The sequence below is a fragment of the Kitasatospora sp. NPDC001603 genome (genome assembly GCF_040298365.1).
Taxonomy (GTDB): domain Bacteria; phylum Actinomycetota; class Actinomycetes; order Streptomycetales; family Streptomycetaceae; genus Kitasatospora.
Map to the genome: position 1 here is coordinate 1 of NZ_JBEPAA010000111.1, position 19,236 is coordinate 19,236.

Genomic DNA, 19,236 nt, shown 5'->3' on the forward strand with positions numbered 1-19,236 from the left:
GGAACGGACACTTCCTTCGGACCGCCTTCCAGCGGGCCCTCCGGGCGCTTCGTTCTTTCGTGTTTCCAGCTTACCAGATGTTTTCCGCTCCGTTTTCCGGAGTTTCATTCATCCGACCCTTGCTGGGAAGGTCCGCTTTTCTGCGGCGACCTCCACATTAGCTTATTCCGGGACTGGCCCGAAATTCCCCGCTCCCACCGTTCGACGAAAACGCCGAGCGACCCAAGTTAATGGGCGACGAGTGAGAGTTGGACTTGCCGATTGCGATGGCCGCTCGGCCGACCCCCGGCTGCCTCTCGGCCCGCCGTGTGTCCGCCCGCTTCAGCGACTCGTCCAACACTAGGCCAGTCGGAGGAGGACGTCAAACACCGGAGGGCCGGATCTGTCCAGATCCGGCCCTCCATGCTCAAAACCGCAGGTCAGCGGTGGTGCTTTTTCAGCCGGCCGAACCCAACTCGACGGCGGCCAGGTTGCGCTTGCCACGCCGCAGGACGAGCCAGCGGCCGTGCAGCAGGTCGGCCTCGGCCGGCACCGCCTCCTCGTCCGTCACCTTGACGTTGTTGAGGTACGCGCCGCCCTCCTTGATCGTCCGGCGGGCGGCCGAGCGGCTCGGCGCCAGGCCGACGGCGACCAACAGATCGACCACCGGCTGGAGTTCGGCCACCTCGGCCCTCGGCACCTCGGCCAGCGCGGCGGCCAGGGTCGGCGCCTCCAGGTCGGCGAGGTCACCCTGGCCGAAGAGCGCCTTGGAGGCGGCGACCGCGCGGTCGTACTGCTCGGCGCCGTGCACCAGGGTGGTCAGTTCCTCGGCGAGCGCGCGCTGGGCGAGACGGGCGGCGGGGCGCTCGGTGGTCTCGCGCTCCAGCTCCTCGATCTCCTCCTTCGAGCGGAAGCTGAAGATCCGCAGGAAGGTGGAGACGTCCCGGTCGTCCGCGTTCAGCCAGAACTGGTAGAAGGCGTACGGGGTGGTGAGCTCGGGGTCGAGCCAGACCGTGCCCGACTCCGTCTTCCCGAACTTGGTGCCGTCCGCCTTGACGATCAGCGGAGTGGCCAGCGCGTGCACGGACTTGGCCTCGGCCTTGCGGATGAGGTCCGTGCCGGCGGTCAGGTTGCCCCACTGGTCGCTGCCACCGGTCTGCAGCGTGCAGCCGTAGCGGCGGTTCAGCTCCAGGTAGTCCATGCCCTGGAGGATCTGGTAGCTGAACTCGGTGTAGCTGATGCCCGCGTCGGAGTTGAGCCGTCGCGAGACGGCCTCCTTGGCGATCATGTTGTTCACGCGGAAGTACTTGCCCACGTCGCGCAGCAGGCCGATGGCCGACATCCCGGAGGTCCAGTCCAGGTTGTTGACCATGCGCGCCGCGTACGGGCCCTCGAAATCGAGGAAGCGCGAGATCTGGCCACGCAGGCGGTCGACCCAGCCGGCCACCGTCTCGGGGTCGTTCAGGACGCGCTCGGCGGTCGGCTTGGGGTCACCGATCAGGCCGGTGGCGCCGCCGACCAGGCCCAGCGGGAGGTTCCCCGCCTGCTGGATGCGGCGCATGGTCAGGATCTGCACCAGGTTCCCGAGGTGCAGGCTGGGGGCCGTCGGGTCGAAGCCGCAATAGAACGTGACCGGGCCGTCCGCGAACGCCTTGCGCAGTGCGTCCTCGTCGGTGGACAGGGCGATCAGCCCACGCCACCGCAGCTCGTCGACGATGTCCGTCACGGTCACGCTTCTCCTTGGATCGGGCGTCCGCCCGGTACGGACCCGGTTCGGTCGGGCCCCGGTACGGAACGGCTCCAGCGTGGTAGAGCCTACGCGGTCCCGGCCATCGGGTTTTCGCCGAGGCGTCCGACCGGGCGGCTGTCCGCAGCGCTCCCGCGGGCCGCGCGGACTCCCGGCGGAACGCTCCCCCTCCCCTGCCCCACCCCTCACCTCCACCGGAAATTCCGTTGTTCGTCGGCCCGGGGCCCCTTCAGAGTGGTCCCACCGCCGTGCGGCGGCAGTGACGTGTGTGGAGACGGTCGTGCCGCCGTGGCACGCCCGGGGAAAGGGTGTGCCGAGGTGCGCAACACGCTGGTTCTGAACGCGAGCTACGAGCCCCTGACGACGGTGTCGCTCCAGCGCGCCGTGGTCCTGGTGCTCCAGGACAAGGCCGTGGTCGAGCAGGCCCATCCGCTGCGGAGCATCCGCGGTACGGGCGTATCCGTCCCGGTGCCCCGGGTGATCAGACTGCAACGCTACGTGCGGGTGCCGTTCCGACAACAGGCTCCGTGGTCCCGCCGCGGTGTCCTCGTCCGGGACCAGCACCTGTGCGCCTACTGCGGGCGCCGGGCCACCACCGTGGACCACCTGCAGCCCCGCTCCCGCGGCGGGGCCGACAGCTGGCTGAACACGGTGGCCGCCTGCGCCGAGGACAACCAGCTCAAGGCCGACCGGACGCCGGAGCAGGCGGGGATGAAGCTGCTGCGCAAGCCGTTCGTCCCGACCCCGCAGGCCACCCTGATGATGGCGCTCGGCCTGCGCGGCTCGGACCTCCGGGACCTGGCGGACTGGCTGCCTGCCCCGGTGGCCGCCTCCGCCGCGTAGCCGCCCCGGCCGCCCCGGCCGTGAAGGGCTGAGCCCCGGCCGCGAAGGGCTGGGCCCCGGCCGCGAAGGGCTGGGCCCCGGACGGCCGGGGCTCAGCCCTTGGCCTGGTACCCGGCCGCTATCCCGAAGTTGGCCGAGTGCTCGGGCACCGCGACGACCCGGCCACCGCCGATCAGGACGCGGCCGGAGACCAGCAGCGAGCCGGTGCCCTGGGGGAAGTTGCCGCCGACCGTCTCCTGGCCGCCGGCGAGCGCGAAGCGGCTGAGGTGGGCGGGCTGTTCGAGGCGTTCGTCGGCGGCGAGCACCAGCGCGCCGCCGTCCACACCGACGGCCCGGGCGACGCCCTTCTCGGCGGCGGCCGCCTTCCAGCGCTGCTTGCCGCTGTCCAGGTCGTACCCGACGACGGAGATCGCACCGCCGCCGTTCGCCGGGGCCAGCGTGGTGACCATCGTCCGGTCCTGGAAGAAGACACCGGGGGTGGCCGAAAACGTACCGTGGGCGGCGTCCAGCCTGCCCTCGCCGGCGGCGACCGGTATTTCGGCGGCCGGGTCGCCGGCCGGGCCCCAGGCGAACACCTTGTCGTCCTCCGGCCTGGCCCCCGTGGTCAGCACCACGGAGGGCTCGGCGGAGAGCACCGTGACCGTCTTCGGCTGGTTGTTGAGGCCGCGCCACCAGCTCACCTTGCCGTCGGCGGTGTTCAGCGAGACGGCCTGGTCGACGGGGGTGGAGTCGGCGCAGGAGCTCGCCACCATGACGGTCTTGCCGGTGACTCCACCGGAGAGGGTGCAGAACTTGCCCTGCCCGGTGTACTGCCAGACGTCCGCGCCGTCGACCGACTCCCAGGCGACCACGTGGTCGTCGCCGACCGCGATCACCTTGTCCTCGGTGACGCCGACCCGCGCGGTGTAGCCGCCCTTCGCATCGGAGAGCGGCTTGCTCCACGCCGTCCGACCGGTCTTGCTGTCGACTGCGGCCACCACCGTGCACGGGCTCTTCGGGTCCGGCCGGCTCCGGAACAGCACGGCGCCCAGACCGGCCTGGTTGACGCCCGCCGAGAGCCCGCAGGGAGCGGCCCCGGCCACCGGGGGCTGAACCGACCAGGTCGGCTTGCCGGCCGCCAGGTCGTAGGCGTGGACGCCGGTGGCATCGGCCCGCACCACCGCGTCGGCCAGCAGCCAGCTGCCGACCAGCGTGTCGTCGGTGCCCGGCTGGAGTGCGGCGGCGGGCTGGGCCGACCAGGCCTTGGCGTGGGCGACGGTGAAGCCCGGTTCTCCCCCGGCGGCGGCCGTGCCCCCGCCCTGCGCACCGACCGTCACGGCCGCCGCCACCAGAACGCCGAGCGCCGCCACCCCGGCGCCGGTCCGGACCATCAGGGCCCGCCGGCCGGGGGCGTGGTCGGCGGAGACCACCGCGTCGGCCGCGGCCCGGGCCTTGGACCCGAAGCCGGCGGACCGCTTCCCGGCCCCCCGCACGTCCGCGTCCGCACGCACGTCCACCTCGGCGCCACGGCGCCGCCCGGTCGACCGGGGGCCACCACCGGCGGGCTTCGACGCGACGGCGGCGGCCGGGGCGGGCTCGGGCTCGTCAACCGGCCCGGGCTCGCCGACCGGCTCAGGCTCGGGCTCGGGCTCGGGCCGCACATAGCCGTCGGTGGAGTACGCGGCACCCGGCGGGGCGTACAGCTCCTCACCGGTCGGCTGCTGCGGGACGGCGTACGGGGCGTACTGCTGCTGCCCGTAGTCGCCGTACGGGTAGGACGGCTGGTGCTGCCCGCCCTGGCCGTACCCGGTCTGGGGGTACTCCGCGTATCCGGCCTGCGGATAGCCCGTCTGCGGATAGCCGGCCCCCGGGTAGCCGGTCTCCGGGTAGCCCGTCTGCGGGTACACCGCCTGCGGGTACGCGGTCTGCGGGTAGCCGCCCTGCCCGTGGCCGTGCGGCAGGTGGCCGTCGGCCGGGTGGCCGGTACCGCCGTCGTACCCGTGGCCGCCCTGCCACTGCTGCTGGTCCGGGTACGCCGTCTGCCAGTCCTGCTGCGGGTACCACGGCTGCTGTGCGGCGTCTCCGAGGGGATCCTGCGCCATCCGTTCCGTCCCTCCCGACCGCCGGCGATGCGGCAGTCAGCATCTCACGCCGCCCGGAGCGCCTCCTTCCGGCCTCGACAGGGCCGGAAGGAGGCCCCCTGAGGCACCACGAGGCCGGTGCGGCACGGGTGCGGGCAGGTGCGGGACAGGCCCGGGAGGCGTCAGGCGGACTCGGCCCGCAGGGCGGCGTCGATGCGGCCGGCCAGGGTGACGTCCAGCGAGGTGAGGCCACCCGCGCTGTGGGTGGAGAGCGCGAAGTGCAGCGTCCGCCAGCGGATGTCGATGTCCGGGTGGTGGTCCAGCGCCTCCGCCTGCTCCGCGACCGCGACGACCACCCGGATCGCCGCCGGGAAGTCCGCCGCGTCGGCGGTGCGGACGATGCTGTCGCCGTCCCGGCTCCACTCCGGCAGATCGGCCAGGGCGACCGTGATCTCGTCCTCCGTCAGACGCGCTCTGCTGCTCATCGAACCGCTCCCGGGTGTCGGGGGTGACTGGTGAAGGGTCAGGCCCTCCGGCGCGGACGGGGCACCAGTTCGCCGCCGCAGTTGGGGCAGGTGGCGGCCATGGCCTCGGCACAGTCCGGACAGAAGGTGCACTCGTAGGAGCATAGGGACGCCGGGCCGTCCGCCGTCAGCGACACCGCGCAACGTTCGCAGGTGTCGCGCATCTCCAGGGCCATGGCGTCCTCCACATCGAATTCCGGGAACACGTCGAACAAGTCAGACAGCTCGGACAGGTCGAGAAGCACCGCGGCGACCGGCGGACCGTCAGCTGACGAGCAGCTTGGTGACGGCCACCAGGCCGACCACCACGATCACCCCGCGCAGCGCCGGCGGCGGCAGCTTGCGCCCGACCTTGGCACCGAGCAGGCCACCGCAGAGCGAGCCGACGGCGATCAGCCCGGCGGCGGCCCAGTTGATGGTCGAGGTGAAGAGGAAGAACACCGCGGCGACGCCGTTGACGATCATCGCCAGCGCGTTCTTCACCCCGTTGATCCGCTGCAGGTCCTCCTGGAGCAGCATGCCCATCAGGGCCAGCAGCAGGACGCCCTGCGCGGCACCGAAGTAGCCGCCGTAGATGCCGGTCAGGAAGACGCCGGCGAGCAGCGCCAGGCCGCCGTCTGGGTCGCCCCCGGGCCGGCGCCGGGCGGCGACCGCCTTGGCCACCCGGGGCTGGATCACCACCAGGACGAGGGCCAGCAGGATCAGCACCGGCACGATGGTGTCGAAGGCGCTGCTCGGCAGCTCGATCAGCAGCACGGCGCCGACCAGGCCGCCGAGGAGGGCGGCGATGCCGAGGCGGACCAGCCGGCGGCCCTGGTCGGCCAGTTCCCGCCGGTAGCCGATCACACCGCTGAGCGAGCCGGGCACCAGGCCGAAGGCGTTGGAGACGTTGGCGGTGACCGGCGGGATGCCGACGGCGAGCAGCACCGGGAAGGTGATCAGGGTCCCGGAGCCGACGATCACATTGATCATCCCCGCGCCGACACCCGCCACCAGGACGGCGATCGCCTCCCAGAGCGTCATGGGCCACCTCTCGTCTCGGACCTGTCCGAGGCGATCATGCCGGACGGCGGGGTGCCGCTACCAGGGTCCGCCCACGATTCGGGACGTACACCACACGCCCGTTCACCGGAGCCGACGGACGCACGACGGACGCACGACGGAAGCCTGGCGGACGCACGACGGGCGCACGACGGAGGCCGGGCGGGCGCACCCCGAATGCCGGGCGGAGGCGGAGCAGGCCGAGAGCCCGCCACCCGTGCGACGGGTGGCGGGCCCTCGGCGCCGCGTGGGACGGGCTCAGCTCACTCCGGGTCGATCTTCCGGTACTCGCGGGCCGGGTCCACCCGGGGGCGGGCGGCGCCCTTGGTGTCGGTGTCCAGCGGGCGCGGACCGGCCGCCGGGTCGAGCGGGACCTGGGTCGCGGCCGGGGCCGGGGCGCTGGGGGCGGCGGCCGCACCGCCGTTGATGCCGCCGTTGCCGGCCAGGCCGGTGAAGGCGCCGCCGAGGCCCTTGAGCGCGTCGCCGACCTCGCTGGGAATGATCCACAGCTTGTTGGAGTCGCCCTTGGCGAGCTCGGGCAGGGTCTGCAGGTACTGGTAGGCGAGCAGCTTCTGGTCGGCGTCGCCGTCGTGGATCGCCTCGAAGACGGTGCGGATCGCGGCGGCCTCACCGTCGGCGCGCAGCACCGCGGCCTGCGCCTCACCCTCGGCCTTGAGCACCTCGGCCTGCTTCTCACCCTCGGCCCGCAGGATCTGCGCCTGCCGGGCGCCCTCGGCGGTGAGGATCGCGGCGCGCTTGTCACGGTCGGCGCGCATCTGCTTCTCCATCGAGTCCTGGATGGAGGTCGGCGGCTCGATCGCCTTCAGCTCGACGCGGTTGACGCGGATGCCCCACTTGCCGGTGGCCTCGTCCAGGACGCCGCGCAGACCGGCGTTGATCACCTCGCGGGAGGTCAGCGTCGACTCCAGGTCCATCGAGCCGATGATGTTGCGCAGCGTGGTGACGGTCAGCTGCTCGATCGCCTGGATGTAGCTGGCGACCTCGTAGGTGGCGGCCCGGGCGTCGGTGACCTGGTAGTAGATCACCGTGTCGATGTTGACCACCAGGTTGTCCTGGGTGATCACCGGCTGCGGCGGGAAGGGCACGACCTGCTCGCGCAGGTCGATGCGGTTGCGGACCCGGTCGATGAACGGGACGACGATGTTCAGTCCCGCGTTGAGCGTCCGGGTGTAGCGGCCGAAGCGCTCCACGATCGCGGCGCTGGCCTGCGGGATGACCTGAATCGTCTTGATCAGCGCGATGAATGCCACCACGACCAGGACGACCAGGACGATAAGGACGGGTTCCACGGACTCTCCCCTAGACGACCAGGGCGGTCGCGCCCTGGATTTCGACGACGTCGACCTGCTGCCCCGGCTCGTACACGCTGCCGGGGTTGAGCGCGCGGGCCGACCAGATCTCGCCCTTGAGCTTGATCCGCCCGCCCTCCCCGTCGACTCTTTCCGCGACGATCGCGGTGGCGCCCGGAAGCGCCTCGATGCCCATCTTGATCTGCGGGCCCTTCCTGAGCTGCCGGTACGCGATCGGGCGGACCACGACCAGCAGGGCGACCGAGACCACGACGAAGGTCAGGACCTGGACCACCGCCCCGGCACCGAGCCCCGCGACACCGGCCGCGGCGAGCGCGCCGACCGCGAACATCGCGAACTCCGGCATCGCGGTGACGACCAGGGGTATGCCGAGGCCGACGGCGGCCAGGAGCCACCAGATCCAGCTGTCCACGTGTCCATCCTAGGGAGCGAAGGGCCTTCGAGGCGGACAGTTCCCGCAGGTGGAGGGGCGGAAACCGGTCGCACGTGCGACCGGCTCCAGTTCAGTGGAGTTCAGCCGGATTCCCCGGGCTCCGGCCGGGGCCCGCGGGCGGCTCGGAGGACGGCCCGGCACGGGCCTCAGCCGAGCGGCAGGCCCTGCGCGGACCAGCGGTCGCCGTGGCGCTCCAGGGTCAGCGGCAGGCCGAAGCACCTGGAGAGGTTGCGCGCCGTCAGCTCGGTGTCGATCGGACCGGCGGTGAGCACCTTGCCCTGGCGGATCATCAGCACGTGGGTGAAGCCCGGCGCGATCTCCTCCACGTGGTGGGTGACCATGGCCATCGCCGGGGCGAACTCGTCCTGGGCGAGCGCGCCGAGGCGGCGCACCAGGTCCTCGCGGCCGCCGAGGTCCAGTCCGGCGGCGGGCTCGTCCAGCAGCAGCAGCTCGGGGTCGGTCATCAGGGCGCGGGCGATCAGGGTGCGCTTCTTCTCGCCCTCGGAGAGGGTGCCGAACTTGCGCTCGGTCAGCCCGGCCATGCCGAGGCGGTCCAGCAGGGCGAGCGCGCGGGACTCGTCCGCCTGCTCGTACTTCTCCTGCCAGCTGACCGTCATGCCGTAGGCGGCGGTGAGCACGGTCTGCAGCACGCTCTGGCCGGCGGGCAGCTTGTCGAACATGGCGGCGCCGGCCAGGCCGATCCGGGAGCGCAGCTCGAAGACGTCGACCTCGCCGAGCTTCTCGCCGAGGACGGACACCTTGCCGGTGGTCGGGAAGAGGTACGTGGAGGCGATCTGCAGCAGGGTCGTCTTCCCGGCGCCGTTGGGGCCGAGGATGACCCAGCGCTCGCCCTCGGAGATGGACCACGAGACCTGGTCGACCAGCGCGCGCTCCTCCCGGACCACGGATACGTCCACCAGCTCCAGCACGTCGCTCATGCCTATGCCTTCCCCAAAACAGAAATTCGGCCGTCGGTGCGGGCGGGCAGCCTACTCCGGCGGCCGGTGGGCACGGAGTGGGTGCGCCGCACGCGCATGGGCAAACCTACGCCACGCGGATGACCGCCGATTCCGTAGGCTGGCCGGATGCTCGCGACTCCTGCCGACAATCCGTACGAAGAGCCCCGTTCGGGGCGGCTGGCCGCTTGGGGCAACGCCCTGTTGGCCGGTCTGGTACCGCCCGACGACGCCGCCTCGGCGGTGCTGGGCAGTGACGAGAGCCACCGGGTGACCGGACTGCCGGGCGACGAGCCGGGCGAGCGGCACGGGCTCACCTGGGCGCTGGGGCGGCTGAGGGTGCTGGGGGTGCGGGGGCTTCGGCTGGCCCTGCCGTCCGCCGGCCACCCGCTCGGGCTGACCGGTCCGGCGCCGTTCAACGCCCGGGCGCTGGGCGCGGGCGAGGCCGTGCTGGCGGTCGGGGCGCCGCTCGGGCTGGTGCCGGAGATCGAGGTGTTCGGGCCGGTCGGGGACCGCTCGGCGATGGTGCTCTGGCGCTGCTCGGAGGTGAACGACGCGCCCCCGGCCGACGTGCCGTCGCTGCACGAGGCGGAGCGCGAGCTGGCGGACGGGCTGCGGGAGGCGACGGCGATGCTGGCCCGGCTGGACGTGGCCGGGGCCGGACCGGAGGCGCTGCGGGCGCTGGAGGCGTACCGGCGGCGGGGGCACGTCGAGCTGCTCGCCCCGGGGTACCCGCCGCGCGCCGTCCGCGTGCTGGAGTCGGCCCGGCAGGTGACGGCGCTGCTGGCGATCGCCTCGGGTGGGCACGGCGCGGCGGTCAGCGCCTCGGAGATGGCCTCCCGCCAGGCGGTGCTGGACCCCCTGCGGCGGACCGCCCGGCGGGCCCAGGTGGCGGCGTACAACGCGCTGGTCGACGAGAAGGGCTGATTTCCGCCCCCGGCCCGGCGGCGCCGGCCGCTACGCCTCGCGGGCCTCGCCGTGCCGGACGGCCCAGAGCGCGGCCTGGGTGCGGTCGGCGAGGTCCAGCTTCATCAGGATGTTGGAGACGTGCGTCTTCACCGTCTTCTCCGACAGGTGCAGGCTCCGCGCGATCTCCCGGTTGGAGCGCCCGTCGGCGATGTGGCCGAGCACCTCGCGCTCGCGCTCGGTGAGGGTGGCGCCGCGGCCCTGCGGCTGGCGGGGGCCGTCGTCGGCGAGCAGCGCCTCCGCGAGCTCGGGCTGGAGCAGCACGTGGCCGGCGTGGACCGAGCGGATCGCCCCGGCCAGCGCCTCCGGGTCGACGTCCTTGTACACGTACCCGGCGGCGCCGGCCCGCAGCGCGGGGACCATGGTGCGGTGCTCGGTGAAGCTGGTGACGATCAGGATCCGGGCCCGGCTGCCCTCGCCCTTGAGCGTGCGCAGTGCCTCGATGCCGTCGACGCCGGGCATCTTGAGGTCCATCAGGACGACGTCGGGGTCGAGCTCCCGGGCCCGGTCGACGCCTTCGGCGCCGTCGGCGGCCTCGCCGACCACCTCGATGTCGTCCTGGACCTCCAGGAAGGTGCGCAGACCGCGGCGGACCACCTGGTGGTCGTCGACCAGCAGGACGCGGATCGCTGGCGTGGTGTCAGGCACCGGGGACCTCCATCTCGACGACCGTCCCCTTCCCGGGGGCCGAGTCCAGGGTGAGCGTGCCGCCGACGGCGGCGGCGCGGTCGCGCATCGAGGCCAGGCCGAGGTGGCGGCCGGCCCGGCGGACCGACTCGGGGTCGAAGCCCCGGCCGTCGTCGCGCACCCGCAGGACGGCGCCGCGCGCGGGCGTGCCGGTCAGGGTGACGGTGACGCTGCGGGCGTCGGAGTGGCGCAGCGCGTTGTGCAGGGCCTCCTGCGCGATCCGCAGCAGGGCCGCCTCCTGGGCCGGCGGCAGGGCGCGGACGCCCTCGGCGGCGAAGGCGACGTCGGCGCTGTGGGCGCGGTCGAGGACCTGCACCTGCGAGGCGAGGGTGGCGCTGAGGCCGTCCTCCTCCAGGGCGGCTGGGCGCAGCTCGACCACGACGGCGCGCAGCTCGTCGGCGGCCTCGGCGGCGAGTTTGGCGACCTCGGCGAGTTCGGCGCGGGCCCGGGCCGGGTCGCGGTCGACGAGCTTGGCGGCGGCCTTGGCAGTGAGGCGGAGCGAGAAGAGCTTCTGCGAGACGGCGTCGTGCAGGTCGTGGGCGATCCGGGCGCGCTCGCCGGCCAGGGTCAGCTCGCGGCTGCGCTCGTAGAGGCGGGCGTTGGAGAGGGCGAGGGCGGCGTGCGCGGCGAGGATCCGCAGCAGTTCCTCGTCGTGGTCGGTGAAGCCGCCGCCGCCGCGCTTGTTGGCGAGGAAGATCACGCCCATCACGTGCGGCTCGTCCTCGGCGGCGTCGGTGTCGAGGACGGGCATCCCGAGGAAGGCGTCCATCTCGGGGTGGGCGGCGGGCCAGCCGCCGAAGGCGGGGGCCTCGCGCACGTCGGCGAGCCGGATGGGGCCGGTCTCGTGCAGCATCTCGGCGAGCACGCCGTGCTGGCGGGGCAGCGGGCCGATGGCCCGCCACTGCTCGTCGGTGACGCCGTCGACGACGAACTGGGCGAAGCCGCCGTGGTCGTCGGGCACGCCGAGGGCGGCGTACTCGGCGCCGAGCAGGCCGCGGGCGGAGGCGGTGATCCGCCGCAGCACCTCGCGGACCTCCAGGTGGCGGCTCATCGCGAGCAGTGCCTGGCTGATGGCCTCGATCCCGGCCAGGCAGGGCTCGCAGGCGGGCAGCGGGCCGGCGGCCGGCGGGCCGACCGGGATCCGGTCGACGGGCAGCAGGCCGGCCGGGGGCCGGCGGTCACTGGGCGCGGTGGGCATACGGCCAAACTACCGCCGCCGGGGCGGCCTCCGCGTCGGTCCGCGGGCGCGCGGGGAGCAGGTCCACAGACCTAGGGCCCGAGGCCCTTGGGCGACGGGGCCGGTACGCGGAGGGGCGCCGGTACGCCGAGGGGCGGCCCCGCCCGTCGCCGGGTGGGGCCGCCCCTGGGTGAGCGGTGCGGTGCGGGCGGGTCAGCCCTTCTGCATGACCTCGGGCTCGTGGCGGCGCTGGAGGCGCGTCACGATGACGCCGATGACGATCGACATCACGATCAGGATGCCGCCGTCCAGCACCAGCTGGCCGACGTTGTGGCCCCAGATCGCGTCGTACTCGGGGTTCTTGAAGTCCTTGTTCCAGGGCCCGAGCAGCTTGGACAGGTCGAGCGTGGTGGCGACCATGCCGACGCCCCAGCGGGCCGGCATCAGCCAGGCGAACTGCTCCAGGCCCGGCTTGCTGAAGATCTGGAAGAGGCAGCCGGTGAAGACGACCTGGATGATCGCGAACATGACCAGCAGCGGCATGGTCTTCTCGGCGGTCTTCACCAGGGCGGAGATCATCAGGCCGAACATCATCGAGGCGAAGCTCAGCAGGATCAGGCCGATGCTCATCTCGATGATCGGCAGGTCCTTGATGATCAGACCGTGCTCGGGCAGCTTGCGCGGCAGGTAGCCGACGGCCGAGATGATCGCGCCCTGGACCACGCTGAAGAAGCCCAGCACGATGATCTTGGACATCATGTACGCCGACCGGGAGAGGCCGGTGGCCCGTTCCCGTTCGTAGATCGCCCGTTCCTTGATCAGCTCTCGGACCGAGTTGGCGGCTCCGGAGAAGCAGGCGCCGATCGCCAGGATCAGCATGATCGTCGCGGCGCCGCTGTTGATCCCGAGCTGCGACTTCGGGTTCGGCGCCAGCCCGGGATCGTTCGGGATCAGCACGCTGACCGCGCCGAGCACAGCCGGGAGCAGGATCGACAGCGCCAGGAACCCGCGGTCGGAGGCGAGCACCGAGGCGTAGCGGCGGATCAGCGTCCACAGCTGCGAGCCCCAGCTCTGCGGCTTCGGCGGGCGGACGGCCTCCTGGACGATCTGGGCGGACTGCACGGCCCCGGCGTCCACGTCGGCGGAGTACTGCTGGTAGTGCACCGACCCCCGGTAGCGGCCGGCCCAGTCGTGGTCCGGGTAGTTCTCGAAGGCCTGGAAGACGTCGGCCCAGGTCTCGTACCCGAAGAAGTGCAGCGCCTCGTCCGGCGGCCCGAAGTAGGCCACCGAGCCGCCCGGAGCCATCACCAGGAGCCGGTCGCAGAGGGCGAGTTCGGCCACCGAGTGGGTGACGACCAGGATGGTGCGGCCGTCGTCGGCGAGGCCGCGCAGCATCTGCATGACCTCGCGGTCCATGCCCGGGTCGAGGCCGGAGGTGGGCTCGTCCAGGAAGATCAGCGAGGGCTTGGTGAGCAGTTCCAGGGCGACCGAGACGCGCTTCTGCTGGCCGCCGGAGAGCGCGGTGATGCGGTTGTCGGCGCGCTTGTCCAGGCGCAGCTCGTAGAGCACCTCGTCGATCCGCGCCTCGCGCTCGCGCGCCTCGGTGTCACCGGGGAACCGGAGCCGGGCCGCGTACTTGAGGCCGGTGCGGACGGTCAGCTCCTTGTGCAGGATCTCCGACTGCGGCACCAGGCCGATCCGCGAGCGCAGTTCGGCGAACTGCTTGTAGAGGTTGCGGCCGTCGTAGAGGACGTCGCCGCGGTCGGCCGGGCGGTAGCCGGTGAGGGCGCGCAGCAGGGTCGACTTGCCGGAGCCGGACGGGCCGATGACGGCGACCAGCGACTTCTCCGGGACGCCGAAGCTGACGTCGTTGAGCAGGACCTTCTTGCCGCCCTTGAAGTCGACCTCGACGGTCAGGTGGCGGGCGGAGAAGGAGACCGCGCCGGTGTCGACGAACTCCTGCAGCTGGTCGCCGACCAGGACGAAGCTGGAGTGGCCGACCGTCAGGCGGTCCTGCGGCCCCATCAGCTGGCGCTGGACGGGCCGGCCGTTGAGGAAGATGCCGTTGTGGCTGCCCAGGTCGACGATCTCGTACCGGCCGTCCGGCAGCTGGCGCAGCTCGGCGTGGTGGCGGGAGACCTGGAGGTCGGAGACGACGATGTCGTTGTCGAGCGCGCGACCGATCCGGACGGTGTTCATCCCCGCGGTCAGGTTGCGGATCATCGTCGGCTGCGGGCCGCCGGCCTCGTGCTGCGGCGCCTGCTGCTGCGGGAAGCCGCCGTGCTGGGGCGCCTGCTGGGGGAAGCCCTGCTGCTGCGGGAAGGCCGGCGGCTGCCCGCCGCCCCACTGCTGCTGGACCGGCGGCTGGTAGGCCTGCTGCGGCACCGGTGGCTGCTGCTGGGCCCACGGCTGCTGGACGGGCGCCTGCTGCTGGGCGGGCGGGACGTGGCTGCGGCTGGTGGCGGCCTCGTGCCAGGCGGGGGCGGGCGCGGCGGCCTGGGCGGGAGCGGAGAAGCTCAGCCGGGGGCCGTTCTCGGCGTTGCCGAGGTTGACCACCGCGCCGGGGAAGAGCGGGGCCTGCTGGGTCCGGGCGCCGGCGGTGTACGTGCCGTTGGTGCTCCCGTGGTCGTCGAGCTGCCAACCGGCCCCGTTGAACGAGATGGTGGCGTGCTGCCAGGAGACCCTGGCGTCGTCGAACGGGAAGTCCGACTGCGGGTTGCGCCCGATGGTGTACGACCGCCCCGGCTCCAGAGTCCGCTGCTGTCCGTTGATATCAATGACGAGTTGCGGCACTGCTCGCCTGCCCCGCTCTCTCGGTCCCCCGATTTTGCCCCCGGTCGGGGGTGCGATGTCCTGAATCCGACGGGGGGAATCATTCCAGCCCGCCGCCCGTTGGTGAAAGTCACCCCCGGTGACTGTGACCAGGCGGCAACGATTCGCGGACGCCCCCGCCACCGCCCCCGGGGCGTCGCCCGCGCGCCACCGTCCGGTCACCCGGGTGGTGCGCACACCGCCCACACCCGCTCCACACCCCCGTCCACGACGCGGACGGGTGCCGTGGCGCCGCCGGCCGGCGGGTAGCGTGGGAGCCACCATGAACGCATCGCCCTTGGCCGCCGAGCCGTTCCCCGCCCCGCAGCCCCGGACCGAGGACGAGCGCACCCTGCTCGTCAAGGTGTTCGGCAAGGACCGCCCCGGCATCACCGCCGGTCTCTTCGCCACCCTGTCCGGGTTCGGCGTCGACGTCATCGACATCGAGCAGGTCGTCACCCGCGGCCGGATAACGCTGTGCGCCCTGGTCACCCCGCCGACCGCGCCCGGTGCCGAGGGCGAGCTGCGTTCCACCGTGCACCGCTGGGCCGAGGAGCAGAAGCTCCAGGCCGAGATCATCTCCGGCATCGGCGACAACCGGCCGCGCCGCGAGGGCCGTTCGCACGTCACCGTGCTCGGCCACCCGCTGACCGCCACCGCGGTGTCGGCGCTCACCTCCCGGATCACCGACTCGGGCGGCAACATCGACCGCGTCTTCCGGCTGGCCAAGTACCCGGTGACCGCGGTCGAGCTGGCCGTCTCCGGTGTCGCCACGGACACGCTGCGCGCCGCGCTGGCCCAGGAGGCGGCCCAGCAGCGGGTGGACATCGCGGTGGTCGCGGCGGGCCTGGAACGCCGGGCCAAGCGCCTGGTGGTGATGGACGTCGACTCCACGCTGATCCAGGACGAGGTGATCGAGCTCTTCGCCGCCCACGCGGGCTGCGAGGCGGAGGTCGCCGCGGTGACGGCCGCGGCGATGCGCGGCGAGCTGGACTTCGCCGAGTCGCTGCACGCCCGGGTCGCGCTGCTGGCCGGCCTGGACGCCGGGGTGACCGAGAAGGTCCGCGCCGAGGTCAGGTTCACCCCGGGCGCGCGGACCCTGATCCGCACGCTGCAGCGGCTGGGCTTCCAGGTCGCGGTGGTCTCCGGCGGCTTCACCCAGGTCACCGACCACCTGGTGGAGCAGCTGGGCCTGGACTTCGCGGCGGCCAACACCCTGGAGGTGGTGGACGGCAGGTTCACCGGCCGGGTGGTCGGCGAGATCGTGGACCGGGCCGGCAAGGCCCGCTGGCTGGCCCGCTTCGCCGAGCAGGCGAAGGTGCCGCTGGAGCAGACCGTCGCGATCGGCGACGGCGCCAACGACCTGGACATGCTGAACGCGGCCGGGCTGGGCGTGGCGTTCAACGCCAAGCCGGTGGTCCGGGAGGCCGCCGACACCGCGGTGAACGTGCCCTTCCTGGACACCGTGCTGTACCTGCTGGGCATCACCCGCGAAGAGGTCGAGGCGGCCGACGCGCTGGACGGCACGCCGACCGAGTAGCCGCGGCCGGACGCGCCCGAGGGGCACGAGGACCGGTCCTCGTGCCCCTCTTCGGCCACCGCGCCCGGACCGGGCGGCGCGGGGGCCGTTCGGCTCAGTCCTGCGGCGTGAAGTACGAGACCAGCGCGGCCACGCCCGGCTCGACGCCCTTCCAGGAGCCGTCGAAGCTGAGCACCGCGACGGCCGCGGTCGGGAAGCCGCCGAGCCGCAGCCGCTCCAGCGCCTCCCGGTCGCCCTCGTCCCCGGCCAGCACCTGGGTCAGCCCGAGCACGCCCGGGTTGTGGCCCACCAGCACCACGTCGGGGTGGTCCTCGGGGGTCTCCTGGAGGACGGCGATGATCTCCCCGGGGCTGGCCTCGTAGATCCGGTCCTCGTACACCGTCCTGCGGGCGCGCTTCGGCAGTTCGTGCGCGGCGAGCTTCCAGGTCTCACGGGTGCGCAGGGCCGTGGAGCAGAGCACGTAGTCGGGGTTGATGCCGGAGTCGGCGAGCCAGCGGCCGGCTTCCGGGGCCTGGTGGCGGCCCCGGTCGGCCAGCGGCCGCTCGTGGTCGTCGACGCCGTTGGGCCAGTCGGCCTTGGCATGGCGGAGAACGATGATCCTGCGGGGCGTGTCGGCGCTCATACCCAGCAAGCTTGGCAGAAAAGCGGCCCGGGGGCGCGATGCCGCCGGTTGCCGCCACTCTCCGGGGTGCCGGGTGCCATCGTGCGCCGTTCACCGGCGGTCGGCGTGCGGTACCGCGGCCGGTCCGCGGGCGCGGACCGGCCGGCGTCGCTGACCGGCCGGATCGGCCCCGGCGGGGCCGCGCGGCGGATCAGCCGAGGTTCTGGGCCACCGTGGCGACGATCGCCAGCAGCACCACGATGCCGACGATCAGTGCGGCGATCTGGCCGAGCTTCTTGTGGCCGTCGGTGGGGTTCGGGTCGAGTACGGGCATGACCGGATTCTCCCACCCCGGTCGTGCCCGCCCGTCAGCGGCCCCGCTACGCCGCGGCGCCGGCGGCGGCGGGGAGGACCGCCTCGTCCTCGATGTGCCGGGCCCGCGCGGCCCGCAGGCCGAACAGCATCTGGGGCACCAGCAGCACGGCGAGGAAGCCCAGCGGCAGGTACCACTCACCGGTGGCCTGGTACAGCCGGCCGATCAGGATCGGGCCGGGGATGGAGATGAGGTAGCCGACGCCCTGGGCGAACGCGGAGAGCTGGGCCACCCCGCCGGCCGTCCGGGCCCGCAGGCCGATCATGGTGAGCACCAGCGGGAAGGCGCAGTTGGAGAGGCCGACCAGGGTCGCCCAGACCCACGGTACGCCGGCCGGCGCCAGCGCCAGCCCGGCGTACCCGGCGATGCCGCAGGAGGCCAGCACCACGACGAAGAGCCGCTGGTCACCACGGCGCGCGGCGAGGTTGGGCAGCACGAAGGAGACCGGGACGCCGATCACCATGGTCAGGGCCAGCAGCACCCCGGAGGTGCCCTCGGAGACCCCGGCGTCCTGGAAGATCTTCGGCAGCCAGCCCATCACCACGTAGGCGCCGGTGGCCTGGAGGCCGAAGAAGCAGGCCATCGCCCAGGCGGTGCGGCTGCGGGTGATCGGCAGCTTGGCGACCGCCCCGCCGGTCTTCCCGCCGCGCTCGCGCCTGGTCACCGCGACCGGCAGCCAGAGCAGCAGCGCGACCGCGCCGAGGGCCGCCCAGACGCCCAGGCCGACCCGCCAGTCCCCGCCGAGCGCGCTGGTCAGCGGCACGGTGACGGCGGCGGCGAGCGCGGTGCCGGCCGACAGCGACATGGAGTACAGGCCGATCATCGGACCGACCTTCTCCGGGAAGTAGCGCTTGATCACCACCGGGATCAGCACGTTGGAGACCGCCACCCCGGCCAGCGCGAGCGCGGTGAGCAGCAGGAACACCGCCGTGCCGCCGGCGAACGAGCGGGCCAGCACGCCGGCCGTGATCGCTCCCATGCCGGCCGCGACCACCGCGATCGGCCCGAACCGCCGGGCCATGCCGGGCGCGGCGAAGCCGAACAGCGCGAAACAGAGCGAGGGGACGGCGGTCAGCAGGCCGGCCAGCGTCGGGTTCATCCCGAGGTCGGTGCGGACCTGGTCGAGCAGCGGCCCGAGGCTGGTGACCACGGGCCGGAGGTTGAAGGCGGCGGCGGCGATCGCGACGGCGAACAGCCAGCCGAGGTACGTGCCCCGGCGGGCGGAGGCGGATGCGCCGGTGGCGGGCCGCTCGGTCTGCGGTCCGGCCCCGGTCCGTGGGGTGGTGGTGGTGTCTGCTGCGGAAGGCATGGGAGCCATCATAGAATGATGGGATGAATTAGCGCATCCTCGAACTTGGCATGATGTCCCGACCCGCCCCAAGCCGACCCACCCGCCGGCCGACGCCCCCACCGCCGACCCGAAGCCGCAAGGAGTCCCCGTGGCGCTGTCCTCTCCGAGGCGCACCCCGCTGTCCGACCAGGTGATCGCGCAACTGCGCGCCCAGATCACCTCGGGCGAGTGGCCCGTCGGCTCGCGCATCCCGACCGAGGCCGCGCTGGTCGAGGAGCTCGGCGTCGCCCGCAACACCGTCCGCGAGGCGGTCCGCGCCCTCGCCCACAACGGGCTGCTGGACATCCGCCAGGGCTCGGGCACCTACGTCCTGGCCACCAGCGAGCTGGCCGGGGTCATGCACCGCCGCTTCGCCGACGCCGACCAGTCGCAGGTCGCCGAGCTGCGGGTGACCCTGGAGACCTCCGCGGCCGGCCTGGCCGCCACCCGCCGCACCGCGCGCGACCTCGCCCTGCTGGACGCCACGCTGGCCCGCCGCGAGGACGCCTGGCGCTCCGGCGACGCCGAGGACTTCATCCAGGCCGACGCCGCCTTCCACCAGGCCGTGGTCGCCGCCGCCCACAACGACGTCCTCGCCGCCGTCTACGCCGACCTCGGCGAGGTCACCCGCGCCCACCTGCGCCACGACGTCGGACCGGAGCTGATCGCCGAGCGCTACCTCGGGCACGGCAAGATCCTCGACGCGATCCGGGCCGGCGACCCGCAGCGCGCCTCGGTCGAGGCCGGCCGTGCCATCGGCGCCTGCACCCCGCCCGACGCCTGACGCCCGACGCCGTGCGCACCGGCGCGCGCGGGGCCCCGCACAGCACCGCGGCC

At 73.2% G+C, this 19,236-nt stretch carries 18 protein-coding genes; 4 read left to right on the plus strand and 14 right to left on the minus strand.

Annotated features, from left to right (window positions below; genetic code table 11):
• Window positions 1–436 precede the first annotated feature (436 nt).
• Entirely contained in the window at window positions 437–1,705 is a 1,269-nt protein-coding gene (tyrS, locus tag ABT263_RS36170) for a tyrosine--tRNA ligase (protein ID WP_352297543.1), read from the minus strand.
• A gap of 339 nt (window positions 1,706–2,044) precedes the next feature.
• On the opposite strand from tyrS, the gene ABT263_RS36175 reads away from it, so the two are divergent.
• Window positions 2,045–2,569, plus strand: a complete 525-nt coding sequence (locus tag ABT263_RS36175) for an HNH endonuclease (RefSeq protein ID WP_329490154.1) — start codon at window positions 2,045–2,047, stop codon at window positions 2,567–2,569.
• 92 nt (window positions 2,570–2,661) lie between these two features.
• Here ABT263_RS36175 and ABT263_RS36180 read toward each other — a convergent pair whose 3' ends face one another.
• The 7 genes from ABT263_RS36180 to ABT263_RS36210 form a co-directional block, all read right to left on the minus strand.
• Window positions 2,662–4,650, minus strand: a complete 1,989-nt coding sequence (locus ABT263_RS36180; RefSeq protein WP_352297533.1) for an outer membrane protein assembly factor BamB family protein — start codon at window positions 4,648–4,650, stop codon at window positions 2,662–2,664.
• A gap of 161 nt (window positions 4,651–4,811) precedes the next feature.
• Entirely contained in the window at window positions 4,812–5,114 is a 303-nt protein-coding gene (locus tag ABT263_RS36185; protein ID WP_352297535.1) for a 4a-hydroxytetrahydrobiopterin dehydratase, read from the minus strand.
• A gap of 38 nt (window positions 5,115–5,152) precedes the next feature.
• Window positions 5,153–5,329 carry a DUF1272 domain-containing protein gene (locus ABT263_RS36190; RefSeq protein ID WP_329492298.1) on the minus strand — a complete coding sequence of 59 codons (177 nt, stop codon included), beginning with the start codon at window positions 5,327–5,329 and terminating at the stop codon, window positions 5,153–5,155.
• Window positions 5,330–5,417: 88 nt separating this feature from the next.
• A complete protein-coding gene (locus tag ABT263_RS36195) occupies window positions 5,418–6,176 on the minus strand; it encodes a sulfite exporter TauE/SafE family protein (RefSeq protein ID WP_329490151.1) in 759 nt (252 codons plus the stop codon).
• A gap of 281 nt (window positions 6,177–6,457) precedes the next feature.
• The gene (locus tag ABT263_RS36200) at window positions 6,458–7,504 is read right to left on the minus strand and encodes an SPFH domain-containing protein (RefSeq protein WP_329490150.1); all 1,047 of its coding nucleotides are present in this window, start codon (window positions 7,502–7,504) and stop codon (window positions 6,458–6,460) included.
• Between the two features lie 10 nt (window positions 7,505–7,514).
• Window positions 7,515–7,937 carry an NfeD family protein gene (locus tag ABT263_RS36205; RefSeq protein ID WP_329490149.1) on the minus strand — a complete coding sequence of 141 codons (423 nt, stop codon included), beginning with the start codon at window positions 7,935–7,937 and terminating at the stop codon, window positions 7,515–7,517.
• Between the two features lie 167 nt (window positions 7,938–8,104).
• Window positions 8,105–8,896, minus strand: coding sequence for an ABC transporter ATP-binding protein (locus ABT263_RS36210; protein ID WP_329490148.1), 792 nt, complete (start codon window positions 8,894–8,896; stop codon window positions 8,105–8,107).
• A gap of 147 nt (window positions 8,897–9,043) precedes the next feature.
• On the opposite strand from ABT263_RS36210, the gene ABT263_RS36215 reads away from it, so the two are divergent.
• Entirely contained in the window at window positions 9,044–9,841 is a 798-nt protein-coding gene (locus ABT263_RS36215) for an Rv1486c family protein (protein WP_329490147.1), read from the plus strand.
• Between the two features lie 30 nt (window positions 9,842–9,871).
• On the opposite strand, the gene ABT263_RS36220 is transcribed toward ABT263_RS36215, so the two are convergent.
• The 3 genes from ABT263_RS36220 to ABT263_RS36230 all read right to left on the minus strand — a co-directional run bounded on the left by ABT263_RS36220 (window position 9,872) and on the right by ABT263_RS36230 (window position 14,537).
• Window positions 9,872–10,528, minus strand: a complete 657-nt coding sequence (locus tag ABT263_RS36220; RefSeq protein WP_329490146.1) for a response regulator — start codon at window positions 10,526–10,528, stop codon at window positions 9,872–9,874.
• Window positions 10,521–11,618, minus strand: a complete 1,098-nt coding sequence (locus tag ABT263_RS36225; RefSeq protein WP_352297545.1) for a GAF domain-containing sensor histidine kinase — start codon at window positions 11,616–11,618, stop codon at window positions 10,521–10,523. Before ABT263_RS36225 ends, ABT263_RS36220 begins: the two co-directional genes overlap by 8 nt.
• A 339-nt stretch (window positions 11,619–11,957) precedes the next feature.
• The gene (locus tag ABT263_RS36230) at window positions 11,958–14,537 is read right to left on the minus strand and encodes an FHA domain-containing protein (RefSeq protein WP_352297537.1); all 2,580 of its coding nucleotides are present in this window, start codon (window positions 14,535–14,537) and stop codon (window positions 11,958–11,960) included.
• 301 nt (window positions 14,538–14,838) lie between these two features.
• Here ABT263_RS36230 and serB point away from each other — a divergent pair, with 301 nt between their 5' ends.
• A complete protein-coding gene (gene serB, locus ABT263_RS36235; RefSeq protein ID WP_329490144.1) occupies window positions 14,839–16,095 on the plus strand; it encodes a phosphoserine phosphatase SerB in 1,257 nt (418 codons plus the stop codon).
• Between the two features lie 94 nt (window positions 16,096–16,189).
• On the opposite strand, the gene ABT263_RS36240 is transcribed toward serB, so the two are convergent.
• From ABT263_RS36240 to ABT263_RS36250, 3 genes are all read right to left on the minus strand, one after another.
• A complete protein-coding gene (locus tag ABT263_RS36240) occupies window positions 16,190–16,717 on the minus strand; it encodes a SixA phosphatase family protein (protein ID WP_352297539.1) in 528 nt (175 codons plus the stop codon).
• Between the two features lie 190 nt (window positions 16,718–16,907).
• A complete protein-coding gene (locus ABT263_RS36245; protein WP_329490142.1) occupies window positions 16,908–17,030 on the minus strand; it encodes an SGM_5486 family transporter-associated protein in 123 nt (40 codons plus the stop codon).
• A gap of 46 nt (window positions 17,031–17,076) precedes the next feature.
• Entirely contained in the window at window positions 17,077–18,378 is a 1,302-nt protein-coding gene (locus ABT263_RS36250) for a CynX/NimT family MFS transporter (RefSeq protein WP_329490141.1), read from the minus strand.
• Window positions 18,379–18,508: 130 nt separating this feature from the next.
• Between ABT263_RS36250 and ABT263_RS36255 the strand changes: the two genes are divergently transcribed.
• Window positions 18,509–19,183 (plus strand): FadR/GntR family transcriptional regulator, encoded by a 675-nt coding sequence (locus ABT263_RS36255; protein ID WP_352297541.1) that lies wholly within the window; start codon window positions 18,509–18,511, stop codon window positions 19,181–19,183.
• Window positions 19,184–19,236: the final 53 nt, after the last annotated feature.